General features: G+C 41.4%; 17 protein-coding genes. 5 read left to right on the top strand and 12 right to left on the bottom strand.

All coding sequences use genetic code 11. The features are described from left to right. Positions 1-39: 39 nt before the first annotated feature. The 4 genes from BLQ87_RS27630 to BLQ87_RS27615 form a co-directional block, all read right to left on the bottom strand. Positions 40-363 carry a hypothetical protein gene (locus BLQ87_RS27630; protein WP_074612144.1) on the bottom strand — a complete coding sequence of 108 codons (324 nt, stop codon included), beginning with the start codon at positions 361-363 and terminating at the stop codon, positions 40-42. A gap of 52 nt (positions 364-415) precedes the next feature. After that, a complete protein-coding gene (locus BLQ87_RS27625; protein ID WP_074612143.1) occupies positions 416-1,414 on the bottom strand; it encodes an NAD(P)H-dependent glycerol-3-phosphate dehydrogenase in 999 nt (332 codons plus the stop codon). Positions 1,415-1,488: 74 nt separating this feature from the next. After that, positions 1,489-2,835 (bottom strand): efflux RND transporter periplasmic adaptor subunit, encoded by a 1,347-nt coding sequence (locus BLQ87_RS27620; protein ID WP_074612142.1) that lies wholly within the window; start codon positions 2,833-2,835, stop codon positions 1,489-1,491. Positions 2,836-2,881: 46 nt separating this feature from the next. Next, the gene (locus BLQ87_RS27615) at positions 2,882-4,255 is read right to left on the bottom strand and encodes a TolC family protein (protein WP_083362083.1); all 1,374 of its coding nucleotides are present in this window, start codon (positions 4,253-4,255) and stop codon (positions 2,882-2,884) included. Positions 4,256-4,340: 85 nt separating this feature from the next. Here BLQ87_RS27615 and BLQ87_RS27610 point away from each other — a divergent pair, with 85 nt between their 5' ends. After that, the gene (locus BLQ87_RS27610) at positions 4,341-4,958 is read left to right on the top strand and encodes a polysaccharide deacetylase family protein (protein WP_074612140.1); all 618 of its coding nucleotides are present in this window, start codon (positions 4,341-4,343) and stop codon (positions 4,956-4,958) included. A 292-nt stretch (positions 4,959-5,250) separates the two neighbouring features. Then, positions 5,251-7,527 (top strand): aconitate hydratase, encoded by a 2,277-nt coding sequence (locus tag BLQ87_RS27605; RefSeq protein WP_074612139.1) that lies wholly within the window; start codon positions 5,251-5,253, stop codon positions 7,525-7,527. Between the two features lie 81 nt (positions 7,528-7,608). On the opposite strand, the gene BLQ87_RS27600 is transcribed toward BLQ87_RS27605, so the two are convergent. Genes BLQ87_RS27600 through BLQ87_RS27590 form a run of 3 tightly spaced genes read right to left on the bottom strand, consistent with a single transcriptional unit; the run spans position 7,609 to position 11,291 of the window. Beyond that, a complete protein-coding gene (locus BLQ87_RS27600) occupies positions 7,609-8,073 on the bottom strand; it encodes a putative signal transducing protein (protein ID WP_074612138.1) in 465 nt (154 codons plus the stop codon). A gap of 28 nt (positions 8,074-8,101) precedes the next feature. Continuing rightward, positions 8,102-9,439: a GH1 family beta-glucosidase gene (locus BLQ87_RS27595; RefSeq protein ID WP_074612137.1), complete on the bottom strand. Its 1,338-nt coding sequence runs from the start codon at positions 9,437-9,439 to the stop codon at positions 8,102-8,104. Between the two features lie 37 nt (positions 9,440-9,476). Next, positions 9,477-11,291: a MutS-related protein gene (locus BLQ87_RS27590; protein WP_074612136.1), complete on the bottom strand. Its 1,815-nt coding sequence runs from the start codon at positions 11,289-11,291 to the stop codon at positions 9,477-9,479. 97 nt (positions 11,292-11,388) lie between these two features. Between BLQ87_RS27590 and rlmH the strand changes: the two genes are divergently transcribed. Continuing rightward, a complete protein-coding gene (rlmH, locus tag BLQ87_RS27585) occupies positions 11,389-11,862 on the top strand; it encodes a 23S rRNA (pseudouridine(1915)-N(3))-methyltransferase RlmH (RefSeq protein WP_074612135.1) in 474 nt (157 codons plus the stop codon). A gap of 246 nt (positions 11,863-12,108) precedes the next feature. On the opposite strand, the gene BLQ87_RS27580 is transcribed toward rlmH, so the two are convergent. Then, positions 12,109-12,648, bottom strand: coding sequence for a DUF5606 family protein (locus BLQ87_RS27580; protein WP_074612134.1), 540 nt, complete (start codon positions 12,646-12,648; stop codon positions 12,109-12,111). Positions 12,649-12,679: 31 nt separating this feature from the next. Next, the gene (locus BLQ87_RS27575; protein ID WP_074612133.1) at positions 12,680-13,141 is read right to left on the bottom strand and encodes a peptidylprolyl isomerase; all 462 of its coding nucleotides are present in this window, start codon (positions 13,139-13,141) and stop codon (positions 12,680-12,682) included. Positions 13,142-13,306: 165 nt separating this feature from the next. Between BLQ87_RS27575 and BLQ87_RS27570 the strand changes: the two genes are divergently transcribed. Beyond that, positions 13,307-14,569: an asparagine synthetase B gene (locus BLQ87_RS27570; protein ID WP_074612132.1), complete on the top strand. Its 1,263-nt coding sequence runs from the start codon at positions 13,307-13,309 to the stop codon at positions 14,567-14,569. Here the strand turns inward: BLQ87_RS27570 and BLQ87_RS27565 are convergent. Genes BLQ87_RS27565 through lpxK form a run of 3 tightly spaced genes read right to left on the bottom strand, consistent with a single transcriptional unit; the run spans position 14,566 to position 18,471 of the window. Further along, a complete protein-coding gene (locus BLQ87_RS27565) occupies positions 14,566-16,623 on the bottom strand; it encodes a putative porin (protein ID WP_074612131.1) in 2,058 nt (685 codons plus the stop codon). The genes BLQ87_RS27570 and BLQ87_RS27565 overlap by 4 nt on opposite strands. Beyond that, complete coding sequence (locus BLQ87_RS27560) at positions 16,623-17,438, bottom strand: purine-nucleoside phosphorylase (protein ID WP_074612130.1); 816 nt, start codon at positions 17,436-17,438, stop codon at positions 16,623-16,625. The genes BLQ87_RS27565 and BLQ87_RS27560 overlap by 1 nt, the downstream gene beginning before the upstream one ends. Further along, positions 17,410-18,471: a tetraacyldisaccharide 4'-kinase gene (gene lpxK / locus BLQ87_RS27555; protein WP_074612129.1), complete on the bottom strand. Its 1,062-nt coding sequence runs from the start codon at positions 18,469-18,471 to the stop codon at positions 17,410-17,412. The genes BLQ87_RS27560 and lpxK overlap by 29 nt, the downstream gene beginning before the upstream one ends. Before the next feature lie 112 nt (positions 18,472-18,583). Between lpxK and pruA the strand changes: the two genes are divergently transcribed. Next, positions 18,584-20,218 (top strand): L-glutamate gamma-semialdehyde dehydrogenase, encoded by a 1,635-nt coding sequence (gene pruA, locus BLQ87_RS27550; RefSeq protein WP_074612128.1) that lies wholly within the window; start codon positions 18,584-18,586, stop codon positions 20,216-20,218. The last annotated feature ends 3 nt before the right edge of the window (positions 20,219-20,221 follow it).

Genomic DNA, 20,221 nt, shown 5'->3' with positions numbered 1-20,221 from the left:
ACCTTTTTACTTTAACAGCGGATCTATGATCCGAATAGGCTATTTCTCTTTCTTAACAGGACGGTTCTTGATCTGAGATTCTTTCAGATAAACCTTCCCTCCTTTTTTATTGATATAGTATTTCTTGTTCTTACCGTTGATGTACACATCGGAACCATCAGGAGCCATTTTACCTTTATAAGTCTGATCCGCAACTTTAGCCGTTCCCTTCACTGCCACTTCTGCAGTTTTGTTGCCCACCTTTGTAGCCGTTTTGCTAATCACCTGACCAACACTTTCTTTTTTCTCCTGAGCGTTAGCCGTTAAGGCCAATGTGCTAAGGAATGCAAGGGCTAAGCCCCCAAATAGATATTTTCTTTTCATGGTAAGCTGTTTTTTCACTAATAACAAAATACCATAAAATTTGTTTGACCGCTTAGTTCAGCTGTTCCGTCAGCAGACGCATTTCAATATGTGGCGAATGTTGTTCGTAAAGAATAGCATATACCGCCCTGCTGATCGGCATATCTACTTTATATTTCTTATTGATATGGTGCATACATTTCACCGCATAATAACCCTCAGCTACCATATTCATTTCCAGCTGCGCTGATTTCACCGTATATCCTTTACCGATCATGTTTCCGAAAGTCCGGTTCCGGCTAAATTGAGAGTAAGCGGTAACAAGTAAATCTCCAAGATAAGCAGACTCTTTAATGTCTCTGGAAATTGGATGTACTGCATCTACGAAACGCTTGATTTCGCGAATCGCGTTGGAGATTAAAACAGCCTGAAAGTTATCTCCATACCCTACCCCATGACAAATTCCGCTGGCCACGGCGTAAATGTTTTTCAACACCGCAGCGTATTCCGTACCGAAAATATCATCTGAAACATTTGTTTTGATATACCTTGTGCTCAATAAATTCGCAAAGATACCCGCAAGGTCTAAATCCAGGGAGGCGATCGTCAGGTAAGACAGCTTTTCTAAAGCCACTTCTTCCGCATGACAAGGACCACTGATCACGACAATATCCTCCAAAGGAACGCCGAATTTCTGGTTCAGAAACTCTCCTATGATCTGATTTTCATCAGGCACAATCCCTTTAATCGCAGAGATCATTTTCTTGCCCTTTAACATTTCCGGGGTAACATCCTTTAGGGTTTCCTTTAAAAAGGCCGCAGGGACATTTAAAATCACGTATTCAGCCTGCTCAATAATGGTAACGATATCGCTGGAAATATGTGTTTCAGGAATCCTGATCTCCACAGAGCTCAGGTAATTTGGATTGTGCTTATATTTTTGCAGGTGAGTAATCGCTTCCGCATTACGCATCCACCAATAAATTTCTTTTGCAGTCGTATTGTCTGAAAGCATTTTTACAATAGCAGTAGCCCAACTACCCCCACCAATCATTGCAACTTTAGGTATCATACAGTATTAAATAAAAAACCCCGGTTATTGTTTTAACCGGGGCAATTTACTCATTTAAAAATGATTGATAAAGTTTACTTTTTATCAGGATTGGCAAACAATTGATCCTTAGTTGTTTTCTCTACTTTCATTCCGTCTTTCAGTTTGTTCTGAATGGCAGAGTAAGGTCCGGATACCACTTCCTGTCCGGCTTTAAGTCCGCTTTTAATGATGATAAACTGATCATTCTGAATTCCTGTAGTTACTTCTACCTGTTTAACTGTCCCTGCATTGAAAACATACACATATTGCTTTACTGTTTTATCAGCCAGCTTTGTTTTCTGTTTATCCGCATTCTCGTCGTTCCCTGCAGTTTTAACATCTTTATTTTTTTCGCTGGTAAATACCGACTGAATTGGAATGGCCAAACCTTTTACTGATTCGCTTTCGATATCCACTGTTGCCGACAAACCTGGTCTGAAAGGAGAAGGAAGGTCTTTTGCACCACCTTTAACCCCCTGATAAGAATCAGCAATGATCCTTACTTTAACCACGAAGTTTGTGACCTGATCTACTGAAGTCGTTACTGAACCGATGTCTTTTGATGAACTCGCAATTTCAGTGACCACACCTTTGAATTTTTTATCAGCAAAAGCATCCACTTCGATTTTCGCACTATCACCAACATTTACCCTGTTGATGTCGTTCTCGTTTACATCTACGTTTACTTCCATTGTCTTCAGGTTGGAAATCCTCATGATCTCTGTTCCTGCCATCTGTGCAGTACCCAGGATACGGTCACCCAATTCAACAGACAATTTAGAAATGACCCCATCTACCGGCGCATAGATCGTTGCTTTAGCAAGATTCGCATTTGCCTCCTGAACATTCGCACCCGATTGCTCTAACTGGAACTTCGCAGAAATATAGTCTTCTTTAGATTTAGCGACATTGGTTTTCGAGGTTAAAAAGGCAGCTTTTGCAGCATCAAACTCTGATGCAGAGATTACCTTTTTACCGAACAACTCTACATTACGTTTATAAGTTGCTTCTGCGTTCACGAAGTTTCCTTCGCTTTGTTTCATCATTTGCAAAGCAGAAGCTACACCTGCTTTCTGAGAGCTATAGGAAGCTACCGCCCTGTCGTAACCCGACTTTAATACATCAGGACGAACTTTGATCAGCAACTGGCCTTTTTTAACCACGTCGCCCTCTTTTACCAAAAGTTCAGTCACCTCTCCGGAAACCTCAGAGCTTAATTTCACTTCTGTTTCTGGTTGTACCTTTCCACTGGCAGTAACCGTTTCTATTACTTTTCTGTCTGCAGCTTTATCAATGGTCACTTTTTCAATTTTTTCACCACCAATAAGGCCCGTAAGCTTTGCTACAATCAGTAAAGCAATGACTACGCCTAATGTAATTAATATGGGTTTTAGTTTCATTTGTTGTTGTTTATTTATTTTATATCAAATCGAGCCTTATAATGCTTTAAAAGATGATTTGCTTGCCCAGGTAATAGTCAATAACTTTTGCCCTGAAGAGTAAATCATATTTGGCCTGAATCATATCGACTTCAGCTTTATTCATATTGGATTGGGAAGTACTGTAATCTAAAGAGTTGACAAGCCCTACCGCGTAACGTTGTTCAATCACGTTGAATGCGTCTTTTTGCGCCTGGAAAGTATTTGTTGTAGACCTGTAACGGCTTTCTGCAGCTTTAAGATCCGCGACGGCCTGATAGATCACTTTATTCAGGTTGTTTTTTGCCAGTTGCTCGTCAGTTTGTGTTTGCAACAGACTGATTTTCGCTTTTCTAACCCCACTTCTGGCCTGAAGCCCGTTAAAGATCGGAATGCTCAGACTCAAACCAATGTTCTGACCAAAACGGTCATTCAATTGCTCTGAAAAAGTACGCTGAGGAATATTCGCATCATTATATCCGAAAATGTAGGAATAAGAAGAACCCAATCCAGCACTGAAGCCTAATCTCGGATACAAAGCTCCTTTAGCCACATCCACTCCTTTTCGTGCAGCTTCCGTGCGGAGGGCTGCCAGTTTGATGTCCGGATAAAGACCGATCGCATCTGTATAAACCTCATCGGCATTATATCTTGTTTTTGGGGCACTAAAACTTTCCAGCAGAGGGGCCTGAACTTCATATTTCGTAGAAGAAGGGACATCCATAAGCTGAGCAAGTGTCAGGTAAGAAATCGTCAGTGCATTATCGGCATTGGTTACATTTAACTCTGCTGTAGCCAACTGTGATTTTGCCTGTGATAAATCTGCCAATGTTTTGTTACCGACATCCAGCAACTGCTGTTCTCTGTTCAATTGCTGTTTAGCAACCCCCAGCTGAACATTCGCTGCCTTTAAAAGGTCAATATTATAGAGAATCTGCAGATAGGACGTCACTACCTGTAAAATCAGGTCGTTTTTAACCTTATCGGTATTTGCCTTTCCCGCATCCAACAATAATTTATTCTGTTTGATCTGGTTAACCTTAGACCATCCTTCAAAAATGGTAACTCCTGATGACAACGATCCGGAAGAGGTTAACAATTTCTGGGTGATAATCTTATAGGTATTCTGATCCTGACTACGGCCAAAACTGATCCCACTACTGATAGAGCCACTCAAAGTAGGCACCAATGCAAGTTTCGACTGCTTTAGGTTCTCATCTGATAAACTTTCACTGAACTGTGATTGTTTGATGGTAAGGTTATTATTTAAAGTCTTATCTATCGCATCCTGAATGGTGATCACTTCCTGTGCCGCGGAGTTCTGCACAAAACCTGTAATCAATGCTAATGACAAAACTAAGCTGAGCTTGGGTAACGCATTAAAACTGGTAAACTTTCTCATAATTTTAATTTCACAATAATAATATAAACAACTAACTGATTTTGTAAATTTTCAGGTACAACAAAGTATTTTATTACTTTTGGACATGTACCTGGTTAAATCTCCGCTTTTACTGAAATGGTATTACCCATCTCTCATCTGGAACAAAACCCGAGCTCAAAGAGTCATTTATTTAACCTTTGACGACGGACCTATACCGGATGTTACAGACTTCGTACTAAAAACTTTAAAAAGCTTTAATGCGAAAGCCACCTTTTTTTGCATTGGCGATAATATACGAAAGCATCCCGATATATTCGGCAGACTTAAGTCTGAAGGACACCGGATCGGAAACCATACTTTTAATCACTTAAAAGGCTGGAAAACGGAAGACCAGGTTTACCTTCAAAATTTCCGGCAATGCCAGGAACTGACCAACACTAATTTATTTCGTCCACCTTACGGCAGAATTAAAAAATCACAGATTTCGAGTCTGCGCACTGAATTTCCTGAGCTTCAAATTGTGATGTGGGATGTGCTTAGTGGCGATTTCGACCTCAAACTCGCCCCACAAAAGTGTTATGAACAGGTAATTAAACATGCCGAAAACGGTTCGATCATCGTCTTTCACGACAGCCTTAAAGCTTTCGACAGGCTAAAATATGCTTTACCGAGGGCTTTACAATATTTCAGTGAACAGGGCTTTCGGTTCGAGACCCTTTAATGTTCAGAGCTGATTTAAGCGAAGCTCAGGCCAAGAATAGAAAAACACCGCAAAAAACTATATATCAACACCTTATAGCTGAACAATCTTTTAAAACTGTTCATAAACGAACAGCAATGTTCGCAAACGACCAGTGTTATTCTTTTCATTCAGTTTCCAGATCTTCTGTTTATATTATTTAGAATATTTATAAATAATATAATGATCTACAGATGATGTCCTGCGCCTGTTTTTTTTCGTAAATTCGCTACAAATAATTAAGAATAACTTACCCTTTTAACACATATTATCAATGGCTTTTGATATAGAAATGATCAAAAAGGTGTATGCAAACTTTGGCCCCCGTGTAGAGGCGGCCCGTAAATTAGTAGGCAGACCTTTAACACTTTCAGAAAAAATTCTTTACACCCACCTTTGGGATGGAAATACAAATACTTCTTACGTAAGAGGTACTGATTACGTAGATTTTGCTCCTGACCGTGTGGCCATGCAAGATGCAACTGCACAAATGGCTTTATTGCAATTTATGCAGGCTGGAAGACCTCAGGCAGCTGTTCCTTCAACGGTTCATTGTGATCACCTGATCACTGCAAAATATGGTGCTGAGATTGATTTACCGGCAGCAAACACCGAGAGTAAAGAAGTTTTTGATTTCCTTGCTTCAGTTTCAAACAAATATGGTATCGGTTTCTGGAAACCAGGTGCAGGTATCATTCACCAGGTAGTATTGGAAAACTATGCTTTCCCGGGTGGTATGATGATCGGAACCGATTCGCACACTGTAAACGCAGGTGGTTTAGGTATGGTTGCTATCGGAGTTGGTGGTGCTGATGCCTGTGATGTAATGGCAGGTTTACCATGGGAACTTAAATTCCCTAAACTGATCGGTATTAAATTAACCGGAAAATTAAACGGATGGACTTCTGCTAAAGATGTAATCCTTAAAGTTGCAGGTATCTTAACCGTAAAAGGTGGTACTGGTGCGATCGTAGAATATTTCGGCGAGGGTGCCAACAACATGAGCTGTACTGGTAAAGGAACCATTTGTAATATGGGTGCTGAAATCGGTGCAACAACATCAACCTTCGGTTATGATGAGAGCATGGAACGTTATTTACGTGCAACCAACAGAGCTGATGTAGCTGATGCAGCAAACGCAATTAAAGAACACTTAACAGGTGATGCAGAAGTATATGCAGAACCGGAAAAATATTTTGATCAGATCATTGAAATCAATCTTTCAGAGCTTGAGCCTTATTTGAACGGTCCTTTCACTCCGGATTTGGCTACGCCAATCTCTAAAATGAAAGAAGTTGCCGCAGCAAACGGATGGCCAATGAAAATTGATGTTGGTTTGATCGGTTCATGTACCAACTCTTCTTACGAAGACATTTCCCGTGCGGTAAGTATCGCAAAACAGGTTTCGGAAAAAGGCTTAACGGCAAAATCTGAATACTGTATCAACCCGGGATCTGAGCAGATCCGTTTCACGATTCAACGTGACGGTTTCTTAGATGTATTCGAGAAAATCGGTGCTAAAGTATTCACCAATGCCTGCGGACCATGTATTGGTATGTGGGACAGGGTTGGTTCTGAAAAACAAGAGAAAAACACCATCGTTCACTCTTTCAACAGAAACTTCGCGAAACGTGCAGATGGAAACCCGAACACTTTTGCTTTTGTAGGTTCTCCGGAACTGGTAACGGCATTGGCAATCGCTGGTGACCTCAGCTTTAACCCGCTTACAGATACTTTAACAAATGCAAATGGCGAACAGGTAAAACTGGATGCACCATCAGGATTTGAATTGCCTCCAAGAGGTTTTGATGTGGATGATGCAGGATATCAGCAACCAGCTGCCGATGGTAGTGGTGTACAGGTATTGGTATCTCCAACTTCACACAGGTTACAATTGCTTGATCCGTTTACGCCTTGGGAAGGTACAGACCTTAAAGGTTTAAAATTACTGATCAAAGCAAAAGGAAAATGTACTACGGATCACATCTCTATGGCTGGTCCATGGTTGAAATTCCGTGGTCACCTGGACAACATCTCTAACAATATGTTGATTGGTGCAGTAAACTATTTCAATGATAAAACGGATACCGTTAAGAATGAATTAACAGGCGAATATGGTCCTGTTCCTGCAACTCAACGTGCTTATAAAGCAGAAGGAATCGGTTCTATTGTCGTTGGTGATGAAAACTATGGTGAAGGATCAAGTCGTGAGCATGCTGCGATGGAACCCCGTCACTTAGGTGTTCGCGCGGTATTGGTAAAATCTTTTGCCCGTATCCACGAAACCAACCTGAAGAAACAAGGAATGCTTGGTTTAACATTTGTCAACAAAGATGACTATGAGAAAATCCAGGAAGACGATACGATCGACATCATTGGTTTAACTACCTTTACTCCTGATGTTCCATTGACATTGGTATTGAACCATATCGACGGTACTAAAGAAGAGATTTCTGTTAACCATAGCTACAACGCGCAGCAGATTGAATGGTTCAAAGCAGGTGGTGCACTAAACATCATCCGCAGAGAAGCAGCATTGAAAAACGCATAGTTCAGGCTAAAAGATAATGACTAAAAGCTGTTCCTTTCCGGAGCAGCTTTTTTTATGTGCCAGGTGCTATGCGCTGCAAAATTACATATCAAACTCATGCCCGCAGTCGAAACAATGGTGTGTCTGTCTGGCTTTAAAAGGATAAACCATTAACAGCAATGAAACGACCGTTGTAAAGATGTTGAACCGGTTTTTCGTAGCCTGGACATAGCCAACATGGCTGGAGCCACAGTCTGGGCAAATAAAGCCTGAGGCTGCCTGTTCAGCTACAGGGGATTCCCCTTCCTCCTCAACCAGCAGTCCTTCTTTTTCTTCCTCAAAAGAATTTTCAAGTCCTTCTTCCTGAAGAATACTTTTTGCCAGGAGTACATCCCGCTCAAACACATGCAGTTTAACCCCACCAAGTGCCTGTGTGTATAGTGGATTAATGGTTACTGAATTTTCATCAGACAGAAAACACTGCACGTCACTATCCAGCAATCTTGCTTTTACAATATTTGCTTCTATCGGGTTATAAAAAGTCTCCAGTACTACGATCTTATCCATACCTATAATATAGCAAAAATAGTTCCATTTAACAACTCAGGAACTGTTGCCACCAGTAGCCGGAATCTTTGATTGTTCGTTTCTGCGTTTTAAAATCATTATGTACCAGGCCGAAGCGCGCATTAAATCCTTCCGCCCATTCAAAGTTATCCATCAAGGTCCAGGCCATGTATCCGGTGATGTTCAATCCTTCATTTTTCGCCTTTAATACCGCCGCCAGATATTCCTGAAAGTAAGCGATTCTTTCGGCATCATGCACCTTCCCTTCGGTCAGTTTATCGTGGTAAGCCGCACCGTTCTCTGTAATCATTAAACTTCTGATCTTCGGATAAGCCGCAAACTGTTTGATCACATTGTAAAAGCTGTTTCCATTGATTTCCCAGCCCATACTGGTATGTGGAGCTTTCCGGTTTTTAGCCTTCACTTCCCAGGCCTGAATCACCGGAATAAAGGCATTGTATTTAATGGTTAGCGGGAAATAGTTCTGAATTCCTATAAAGTCGAAATCAAAGGTTAGGCGTTCGGTATGGCGCCAGGTAGAGTGCTGAATAGAAAATTTCTCCATTACTTCCCAATCCGTCCCCGGATAGCCCATTCCTAAGGTGGGTTCTATGAACAACCTGTTCATCAGGCAATCTACACGTTGCGCCGCCAGCAGGTCGGATTCACTCTGTGTATAAGGAATAATTTCTGAGCAGGAAAAGCTCGTTCCAATATTTGCGTTGCTCACCTCTGCCCTCAAAATACGGCCACCATCTGCCTGTGCAATCGCCGCATGATGCACTGCTGAGAAAAAGTTCGTTAAACCCGTATTTCCAGGTGCATGGATGCCCAGCATATAGCCCAGGGAGGTAAAGCCAAAAGGTTCATTCAGGACGATCCAGTTTTTCACTTTATCACCATAGGTTTTGGCACAGATGGAAACAAAAGCATTAAAAGCGGTATTGATGCCAAAGGCCGTCCAGCCACCCTCCTGCTCCAAAGCTTCGGGCAGGTCCCAATGATATAAGGTAATATAGGGGATCAATCCATTCTCCAGGCATTCATCAATCACCTGATGGTAAAAGCGGATCCCCTCTTCGTTTACCATTCCCTCTCCGTAAGGCATGATCCTTGGCCAGGAAATAGAAAAACGAAACACAGAAAAACCAAGCAGTCTGACTAAAGCAATATCTTCTTTATACTTATGATAAAAATCACAGGCGATGGTAGGATGGTGTCCTTTTTTTATCTTTCCCGACCTGTTGGCATAGGTATCCCAAATGGAAGGACCTTTTCCATAAAGATCTGCTGCCCCTTCGATCTGGGCGGCAGCAGTGGCCACTCCCCAGGAAAAATCACTCCCAAAATCTGATGCTTTAATCATATCTGTTGAATATAACAACCAAGATGGGAATAAGGTGTTAATTTAACGTTAAGCCAATCTCCTTTAAAAGTAAAGCGGCGTTGAAGGTAGTGCAGGGGCCATGTTTCAATTTATAATCGAAGTTCATTTCTCCTTCATTGATCTGAATGTCGAAATGATAGTTTCTTACCTGTTCCGGATAATCGCTGATCATTTCTGACAGCTGCAAATCGTGAGTCGCAAATAAAACAGGCGTCTGCTGATCGATCAGTTTCTCGATAAAGACTTTTGAGCCCAGGTATTTGTCGCGGCTATTGGTTCCCCTCAGCATCTCGTCAATAAGAACAAGGGAATTTGAAGAGGTCTTAATCGCGTCAAGAATCATTTTCAACCGGTTCAATTCTGCTTTAAAGGTTGAAGTCTGGTCGTTCAAAGAATCCTTGATCCGCATATAAGAAAGTACTTTGAAGATCGAAACAGACATTTCTTTCGCACAAACCGGTGCACCTGCAAAAGCCAGAACCATATTGATCCCTATTGTTCGCAGAAAAGTGCTTTTTCCAGCCATATTAGAGCCTGTTACAATATCTGCTGTAGGATGTGGGTTTAATGTAAAATCGTTCAGCACACGCGTTCCCTGAGGAATCAGCGGATGGCCGACATCAGATGTCCGGAGATGGAAAGTATCTTCAATGGAAGGCATATTCCAATCCGGCTGGTTATAGGTCAGAGTGGCAAAAGAAATCAGCTCTTCAAACTTACAGATCCGGCCTAAACCCTCCAGCACTTCATTTGCATATTTGCTATGCCAATCGGCAAGGTTTACGGAACATTTAAGGTCCCACAATAAAAAAAGGTTTAGAAAAGCAGCCAGAATAACATTCAACCGCGCATCAAAAGCCTGAATGATCTTGGAAAGCTGCCTGATCTGCCTGCTTACCGGGAGCGTCTGCTGTTGTCCCGGAAATAAATCTTTAATATAAGTGCTGTTCCATTTCACCTCTTCCGTCCATTTGATGGTTCCGGAGAAAGCATTTAAAAGATTGGAGCTCCCCGTAAAGCCGTAGTATACCTTATTGATTTTTTTAAGGTTAAAAAAAATAAGCGCCATATTGAACACCGCCCCAAGGCCAAAAACCTGCCAGGCTACACCACCAAGAAAGATTCCCAGTGCCAGCAGCGCCAGCATCACAAAAGGAACTGCCTTTATATAGAATTTTAAAAGGGGGCTATTGGTAAACAGCAACTGCTCGGGCAACTGGTATTTCAGTTTGTTCTGAATGACATTCAGTTGTTCCGGTTTATGGCTTTGCAGCTCTGCACGGAAATGAAAAGTTTGATCGATATGAGTATGGAGTTCTTTGATGGCTTCCTGTCTGTCCAGAATGGTCTTTTTATCGTTCGGCCGACTAAAATTCTCCGCCAGTAAATTCATTCCTTTTTGTGTATTACAACGGTTGGTAAAGGCATATAGAGAACCTGCCCCAAAGATATCCAGGTCTGAAGCATAAGGATGTTGTTCATCCTGATAGGCCTCTCCGTTGTGATAGCCATTTTTACCAAAAAGCATCTGATCCGCTTCATTCTGATAAACCCACAACAGCTGTCCGGCATAGGTTAACTCGTCCTGGACCGCACTTTGCTTTTTTACCAGCAGCATAAACAGTAAAAGAGGAACAACCAGCAAACCTGTAAGGATTGGATTAAAGCCGATATTGATGATCAGGGCGATGATCAGTATTTCCGTAATGAACAAGCCTAAACGGGAAAAAGCGATTTTATTCAACTTCTTTTTTAGCGCTGTAATGCGGCTTTCCTGTGTTTTAATGTTATTTTGGTAGTCGTTTAAAATACTATCTTTTGTTTTTACCATTATCTTTGGATGTGCTCTAAATGGCTAAATATAGAAATTAGAATACATACTTAAGGAAACCATCATAAGCATATCGCTTAAAAACAATATACACTTAATGAAAATTACATTACTGGTTGTTGGAAAAACCGAAGATAAATACCTGATTGAGGGGATTGATAAATATTTGAAGCGGCTGAAGCATTATATCGGGTTTAACCTGCTGGTAATTCCGGATGTGAAAAACACTAAAAACCTGACGGAGGCCCAGCAGAAAACAAAGGAAGCGGAGCTGATTTTAAAGCAGGTCAGCAACCTGGATACAGTGATCCTCATGGATGAAAAAGGAAAGAAATACACCTCCATCTTATTCTCCAATTACCTGAATAAACAGATGATCGGCAGTGTACAACACCTCGTATTTATCATTGGTGGCCCTTATGGCTTTGATGAAACGGTATACCAAAGGGCCAACGGGAGCATGTCTTTGTCTGACATGACCTTTTCCCACCAAATGGTGCGCTTGTTCTTTGTAGAGCAGCTTTACCGGGCATTCAGCATTTTAAAAGGCGAGCCTTACCACCACGAATAAAATCTAATTGGGTATTGTGGAAAACCAATACAAACATCATCATATATAAAAAAAGGAGTTATTATGCATTTGCCAAGTGATTTTAAAAGAGACTACAGATTTAAAAGCGACAAGAAACGGGACCGCCTGAGCTATATTATTGCCATAATAGTGTCCATCATTGCCTTTGTTCTGATCTGGTTTTTTCTCTAAATAAAAAGCCGGATCTCAAGAGACCCGGCCTTTATATAACTGATGGAGTTTATTCTAAACTCCTTTTTTGCTGGTCATATTGGCTTTCTTAGCCGGCTGAGCAGTTTTACTTGGTGCTTTTGCATTAGCTGGTTTTGGAGTTGCTTTAGGCTTCTTCTCTACCTTATCTTCTGTTTTCACACCGTCATGATCTACCGCTTCTTTAGGTGCCTCTTCACTGAAAAGTGGCATATCCTTTAACAAATGGTACCATGATACGATTTTCTTCATGTCCGAAGTATATACTTTCTCCTGGTCATGACCCGGAGCAACTTCTAAGAAAAACGCCTTCAATTCTTTTACATCAGCTTTTGCATCAGGAACGTTTCCTTTAGCCGCAACGATATTAGCTAAAACATCCAATAGCTTCAAATCGTCGTCCTCGCCATATACGGTAATATCTTCTAATGACGCAAGTTTAGTTGTAGTAATATTAGCTACAATTTTAACCTTTTGAGCATCCAGACTTTCTAAAACGTATCCGCCTTTGTTTTGCCCTACAAGCTTAAATAGACCTGGTCTTCCAGATACTGCAACGATTCCTCTTAAATTCATATAAATTGTCTTTTTTTGAGAAGTACAGAAACTAGTCTTCTATTACTTCTATCCCTATAATCTTATCTCCTTGTTTGATATCGTCAACAATATCAACATTTTCTATTACTTTTCCGAAACAAGTATGATTCCTGTCTAAATGAGCAGTATTAGTCCTGCTGTGGCATACAAAGAATTGTGAACCACCAGTATTTCTACCAGCATGTGCCATAGACAATACACCACGATCATGGAATTGGTTCTCACCGGTCAATTCGCAATCAATTTTGTATCCCGGACCACCAGTACCTGCTAAATGTGCTTTAGACGGGTCTTTAGAGTTCGGACATCCGCCCTGAATAACGAAGTCAGCAATTACCCTGTGGAAAGTAATGCCATCATAAAATCCTTCTGAAGCTAATTTCTTAAAGTTAGCAACTGTATTTGGCGCATCCTGATCATAGAACTGAACGGTCATATTGCCTTTATCTGTTTTTATTATTGCTTTGCTCATGATAATTTTTTGTAAACGCCAAATTTAGTAAAATGAAATGATTACTGAATAGTAAATTAATAGTAAAAAAGCATAGATACTGATTATCGTGTATAAACGTTTATTAAACACAATAATTTTATTATAGGTTTATAAAAAATTACATTCGCATATACCCGATTAATTATGGCCCTGAAAAAAACTTACCTCCTGTTTTTGCTGTTGATTTTTAGCCTTGGCCTGAAGGCTTCTTCTATCCTGATTTTTATGGATGAAGACCAGAAAAACCACCTGAAAGCATACGGGATCGCTTATTGGAGCATCAAGCAAAAGGCCGATGTCAGCTGGCTTTTAAACTATAGGGGTGGCAGTTTTTTAATTCAGTACCATAAAGGGATAGAAGAAGAATGTAAAACCAGGGGCGTTTCTTATCAGGTCCTGGCGGATGGAAAGGTGACGGCCATATTAAATGAAATCAGTGATCCGGAAGTGAATATGGAGGTGGTAAAACTGGAAAAATCGCCTAAAATTGCAGTTTACTCTCCCAAAAGTAAACTCCCATGGGATGATGCGGTGACCATGGTGCTGACCTATGCGGAGATTCCTTACGATGTGGTTTATGACGATGAGGTCCTGAAAGACAAACTTTCCGGCTACGACTGGCTGCACCTGCACCATGAGGATTTTACCGGCCAATACGGCCGTTTCTGGAGCGCTTTCAGAAATGCGACCTGGTATCGTGAAGATGTCAAAAATCAGGAAGCTACAGCAAAAAGAAACGGGTTTAATAAAGTTTCTGAGATGAAGCTTGCCGTAGCAAAAAGAATTAAAGAATTTTGTGCCGGCGGAGGCTTCTTATTCGCCATGTGTTCCGGAACAGATAGTTTTGACATCGCCCTGAGTGCTGATGGTGTAGACATTTGCGAAAGCATGTTCGATGGGGATAGCGCCGATCCACAGGCGCAGGCAAAGCTGAATTTCAATAAAACTTTTGCATTTAAAGATTTCAGGCTTGATGTAAATCCCAATAATTACGAATTTTCTGATATTGATGTCACTCAGACGAGGTCATTAACACAGGCCAATGACTACTTTACTTTATTTGATTTCTCTGCAAAATGGGATTTGGTACCCACCATGCTGACTCAAAACCATGATAAAGTGATTAAAGGTTTTATGGGGCAGACCACTGCTTTTAAGAAGTCGCTGGTCAAACCAAACATTACCGTATTGGGAGAAAATAAAGGGGCAGAAGAAGTGCGCTACCTGAACGGAGAAATCGGAAAAGGACAGTTTACCTTTTATGGCGGCCATGATCCGGAAGATTATCAACATGCTGTTGGCGATCCCCCAACGGACCTGAACCTGCATCCCAACTCTCCCGGCTATAGACTGATCTTAAATAATGTGTTATTTCCTGCGGCTAAAAAGAAACCGCAGAAAACTTAATCGTAGAAACTCCAGCTTACACCGAACTTAAACAGCACACGGTCCATCATTGGATAACGGTTTACCGAATAGTAGCCTTTGGATAACAACCCCTGGTTGGCATAATCTGTTTTCACAAACAAGTTCGCCTTTCTCAGACTTGCTTTCACCCAGACATCTACGATTGGATAAGAATCAAAAGTCCTGCCCTCTCCTACATAAAACTGTCCTGCCGGAGCTGAATAGGAATAGTTTTTATAAGGGGTATTGTACCGGATATCAAATCCTACATTCGTTTTTAAGGCTTTAAAGAAAGTATGATCCAGATAAAGACTTGCAAAAGCATACACCTCAGGAGTTCTCAGGATATTGGGATTGTCTGTTTTCTGATAAACCAGGTAACTGTCCAAATTAAACTTGCCGAAATTAAGCTTTTTACCCAGGGTGATTTTTAACAGGTTCACACTTCCCAATTGTGCAGGGACAATATTATTTGCATTCTTTTTATAAAAATCAGCTTCCGACATTGTCGGTACACCATCCTTAACCGGTATTGCAGGCATGGTAAAATACAGATAATCGTTGATCAGATAATATTCAGCGGCAGCTTCAAACTTCAGCTTATCATGGTAGTATTTAAAAGACAGATTAATCGTCTTTGTTCTGTTAAAGGCGGCCTCCCAATCGTAATGATTTCCAAAATACCGGGTATAAACTTCTTCAGGAGATTTGTTTTGAAAATACCCACCCAACACAATCCTGCCCACCGACTTACTCAGCAACACATTACTCTTTGCCTCGTAGAGAAAATCGCCGCTATTTCTTCCCTGAAATATCTGTTGTACATCTACGTTCAGGTCAATGCGGCTGCTAAACCGATAACCTGCAGAACCCAACAGGGTAACATTCTGGAAACTGGACCTATAGTCGTAATAAGCATTCTTCCTATCAGGATAATACACCCCCTGGCCATACTTGTAAAAATCGTGTCTGATCCCGGCATCCAGCTTCAGCTCATTTTTAATGATGGAATTCCCCTTTGCCCGCAGAAAAAAACTATACATAAACTCGTTCTGTACGTTCATATAACGGGTACTGTCGTACGTAAAAGACAGATTTGAAATACCGGCAGGAATTGCGCTACCGTCATCAGCAGTTCCTTTATGGAAAGTATAGGAGTTTGTACTGTATTTAAAGGTATAGGCAATTTTATTCGTAGGCAGGATCTTCTGACTGATTTCCTGTGCCAGACTATCAATACGCCCCACAAAATAAGTTTGCTTGATCATGAAAGTTTTTGACCTGTAGATGTGTCCCGCATCCCCCAGCCGGACGCTCTCAGACATGTGGTCTAAGCCTAAAGTCTGCGAGTTACTATTGTAAACATCATCATTAAACACAGAACCATTTTCACGTGCTTTGAGGGTATTAAAAATAGCATTAACCCATAGGTTATACCGTTTATTAGGACTTTGATACCAGGTAAAAAGATCTGCATTTAAGTGATCTCCACGCTGCCGCGTATAATATCCATTCGCCCCGATCCTGTTAAAATTGGCGCCAATATTCCAGTTTGGTTTAATATTCTGGGAATGGGTCACCTTAAACACGGCCTCTGTTTCTCCTGCCGAAGCGAAGTAAAGATTGGTATAAGGTGTCCTTGCCTGGTAGTATTTAATGTCGTCATGCCCGATGGCATAGAAATCCAGGGAATGAAATCCGGCATCAAATCCAATGGTCTTTAAAGGTTCAAAAAGCATGGGCATCGCTGCCAGTCCGAGGTTACCCGTTCCGATCGTAGGCCTTCTTGGCTGCGCGATGACGCTGAAATTCTGAAAACCATTTAAACTGGTATCCAGTGCTAAAGTTTGAATGCTGTCTTTGGTTAGCTTCAGCGTCGTATACCGGATAAAACGGGAAGTAAAAATAACAGAGTCTAATCCATTTTCTTCTTTCTTTCTCAAAGAGTCCAATAGTTTGTTATCGTTCACTTTCGTCTTCAGATCCTGGGCAAATAAAGTCCCTGCCCCTAAAAAGAGAAAGCAAAAAACAAATAAGGCAATGCTTTTATACATTATAAAGTAGAGATTAATTGGCTCAGTATTTTTGTCATTTTAGGTTCCGCGATTCTTGCGGTTTCAATAATTTCTTCCAGGCTTACCGGTTGTAATACTTCCGTAAATCCTTCATCAGTCAAGACAGAAATGGCAAACACAGGTATCCCCATATGATTGGCCACAATGACTTCCGGAACGGTGCTCATGCCAACAGCATCGCCACCTATGATCCTCAAATAATTGTACTCTGCTTTTGTTTCCAGGTTAGGTCCGGTCACGGCAATGTACACCCCCTGGTGACAGGTAATTTCATTTTCTTTGGCAATTTCTAAAGCCTGTTTCACTAAAGAACGCTGATAAGGCTGGCTCATATCCGGAAAACGAGGTCCCATATCTGAATCATTCCTACCACGTAAAGGACTCTCCGGCTGAAGATTGATGTGGTCATTGATCACCATCAGGTCGCCTTTTTTAAAATCTTTATTCAGGGAACCCGCAGCATTGGATACAAAGAGATGGGCGATTCCCAAAGCTTTCATCACACGGATCGGAAAAGTGATCTGTTGCATGCTGTATCCTTCATAATAATGTAACCGGCCCTGCATGGCCACTACACGTTTTCCATTCAGGATTCCGAAGATCAGTTTACCGGAATGAAACTCCAGCGTAGAAATCGGAAAATTAGGGATATTGGAATACATCAGCTGATGCTTAACCTCGATCTCGCTAACCAATCCGCCAAGGCCTGTTCCTAAAACAATGCCGATCTCCGGTTGGAAATCTTCTGTTTTACGCTTTAAATATTCAACGGTTTCGTGTATGATTTGAAACATAATCTAAAATCTTTTGATCAAATGTAGTTTTATCTTTTGCTCTTATCCCTATCTGAATAGGTAAATAAAAGAGGGGTAAATTTAACAGTAATTCTTTTAAAGTATCACCTAATAAACGTTGCGCATCCTTTTCTGTTGTGATGATGATTTTTTCTGCCGAAGGATCTTTCTCAAAAGCATGGATCAGCTCCAGAATATCCTTTTCTTTGAAGTGGTAATGATCCGGATAATCATGGTGACGAATGTCTGCGGTATATTGCTTTAAATGTGATAAAAGTGGCTTTGGGTTCGCGATACCCGTTAACAGAAAGACGGTTGTTTTCTCCGAAAGAGAAGAACAGCTGCGTTGTTTTCCGGCAATCAAAGGAACAAGATCCTGATAAACGAGGGAAGAAAATACGGCCTGGTCTTTCCATTCGCCATCGAACTTAGTCAGGCATTTGCTTTCCTGTGCCGGACTTATCGCTTCCGGGCTCTTGGTGATCAGGATGGAACTCGCCCTTTTATATCCGGAAAAGGTTTCTCTCAGGTTCCCGGCAGGCAGCAGGAATTGCGGGTGCAATAACTTTTCAAACTCAAACAACAGGATGCTAAACCCGGGACGAATGGCGCGGTGCTGGTAAGCATCATCCAGAATGATCAGGTCGTGCTGAGCCTCCAAAAGCCGGACTCCTTTTACACGGTCTTCGCAAACAGCCACGGTTACTTCCGGAAACTTCCGGTAAAACTGCATGGGCTCATCGCCAATCCTATCGGCAGTGGCCGTATCATCCGCCAGGATAAAGCCTTTCGTTTTCCGGCCATAGCCCCTGCTCAGAATCGCAATGCGATAACCAGGAAAAAGGCGGACAAGATATTCTGTCACAGGACTTTTACCGGAACCACCAACCACAAGATTCCCCACACAAATGACCGGAATATCAAATCCTTCGGACGAAAAAATCCGGGCATCATATAGCTTGTTCCTCAGAAAAACCACGATCCCATAAAGGATGGAAAAAGGAAATAACAGTAACCGTAGGTATTTAATCATGCTGAGCTTCAAAAATAAGAATTATAGCGCGCATTGTATGAAGTTAATCGATATTCAGGGCTACCAGCCAACAAAATAAAAGGCTATCTTTGTGCAAACAATATTTTATATCATGCTTAAAGGATTTTTTAACGTACCCACTCCGACCAATGAGCCGATTTTAGGCTATGCTCCCGGAAGTAAAGAACGTGAACTTTTGAAGGCTGCAATAGCCGATGCCCGCTCTAAAAAAATCGATATCCCGATGTATATCAACGGGAAGGAAGTGCATACCGAAAATAAAGGGAAAGCAACTCCTCCACACGATCATCAGCACATTCTTGCGGAATACAGTAAGGGGAATAAAGACCATGTAAAACAAGCTATTGATGCCGCTTTGGCCGCAAAAGCAAACTGGGAAAATCTGGCATGGGAACATCGTGCAGCGATCTTCCTGAAAGCAGCTGATCTTATTGCAGGACCATACCGTTATAAACTGAATGCAGCAACCATGTTAGGGCAATCAAAAAATGCCTATCAGGCAGAGATTGATTCGGCATGTGAACTGATCGATTTCCTTCGCTTTAACGTAAGTTATATGTCGGAAATCTATAAACAACAACCTCCGGTTTCTCCTAAAGGATCATGGAACAGGGTAGAACAACGTCCGCTAGAAGGATTCGTATTCGCCTTAACCCCGTTCAACTTTACAGCAATCGCAGGAAACCTGCCAACATCTGCAGCAATGATGGGAAATGTGGTAGTCTGGAAACCAGCAAATACACAGATCTATTCTGCAAATGTATTGATGCAGATCTTCAGAGAAGCAGGATTGCCTGATGGCGTAATCAACCTGGTATATGTTTCAGGACCGGAAGCAGGTGAAGTGATCTTCAATCACCCTGACTTTGCTGGTATCCACTTTACAGGATCTACAGGCGTATTCCAGGACATCTGGAAAACAATTGGAAATAACATTCATAAATTTAAAACTTACCCACGTATCGTTGGTGAAACAGGTGGTAAAGATTTTATCCTTGTTCATGGTTCAGCAGAAGCAGAATCATCCAGCACAGCGATCATCCGCGGTTCATTTGAATACCAGGGACAAAAATGTTCTGCTGCTTCACGTGTTTATGTAGCAAAAAGCATCTGGCCTAAGGTCAAAGAATTTATGTTACGCGACTTAGCGACCTTCAAAATGGGCGGAACAGAAGATTTTGGCAATTTCATCAATGCAGTAATCGACGGGAACTCTTTCGATAAACTGACAAAATATATCGATGAGGCTAAAAACGATACATCTGTAGAGATCATTGCAGGTGGTAACTACGATAAATCTAAAGGATACTTTATTGAGCCGACTGTATTGGTGGTTCAGGACCCTAAATATGTAACCATGTGCGAAGAGTTGTTCGGACCGGTATTGACGTTATATGTTTATGATGATGATGAATTCGATCAGATCTTAGATATCGTAGACAGCACTTCTATCTATGCCTTAACAGGTGCGGTGATTGCTCAGGATCGTTATGCGATTGAAAAAGCAACAAATCGTTTGAGAAATGCAGCAGGTAACTTCTACATCAATGATAAATGTACAGGTGCCGTTGTTGGTCAGCAGCCATTTGGCGGTGCCAGAGGTTCAGGTACGAACGATAAAGCAGGATCAATGATCAATCTTTTACGTTGGGTTTCTCCACGTACGATCAAAGAAACTTTCGATCCACCAAAAGATTACCGTTACCCGTTCTTGTCTAACGACTAGAAT

This window comes from Pedobacter steynii (assembly GCF_900103665.1).
GTDB classification, from domain to species: Bacteria; Bacteroidota; Bacteroidia; order Sphingobacteriales; family Sphingobacteriaceae; genus Pedobacter; species Pedobacter steynii.
Note: the sequence above shows the minus strand (reverse complement) of the source record. Positions and strands in the feature narration are given on the sequence as shown.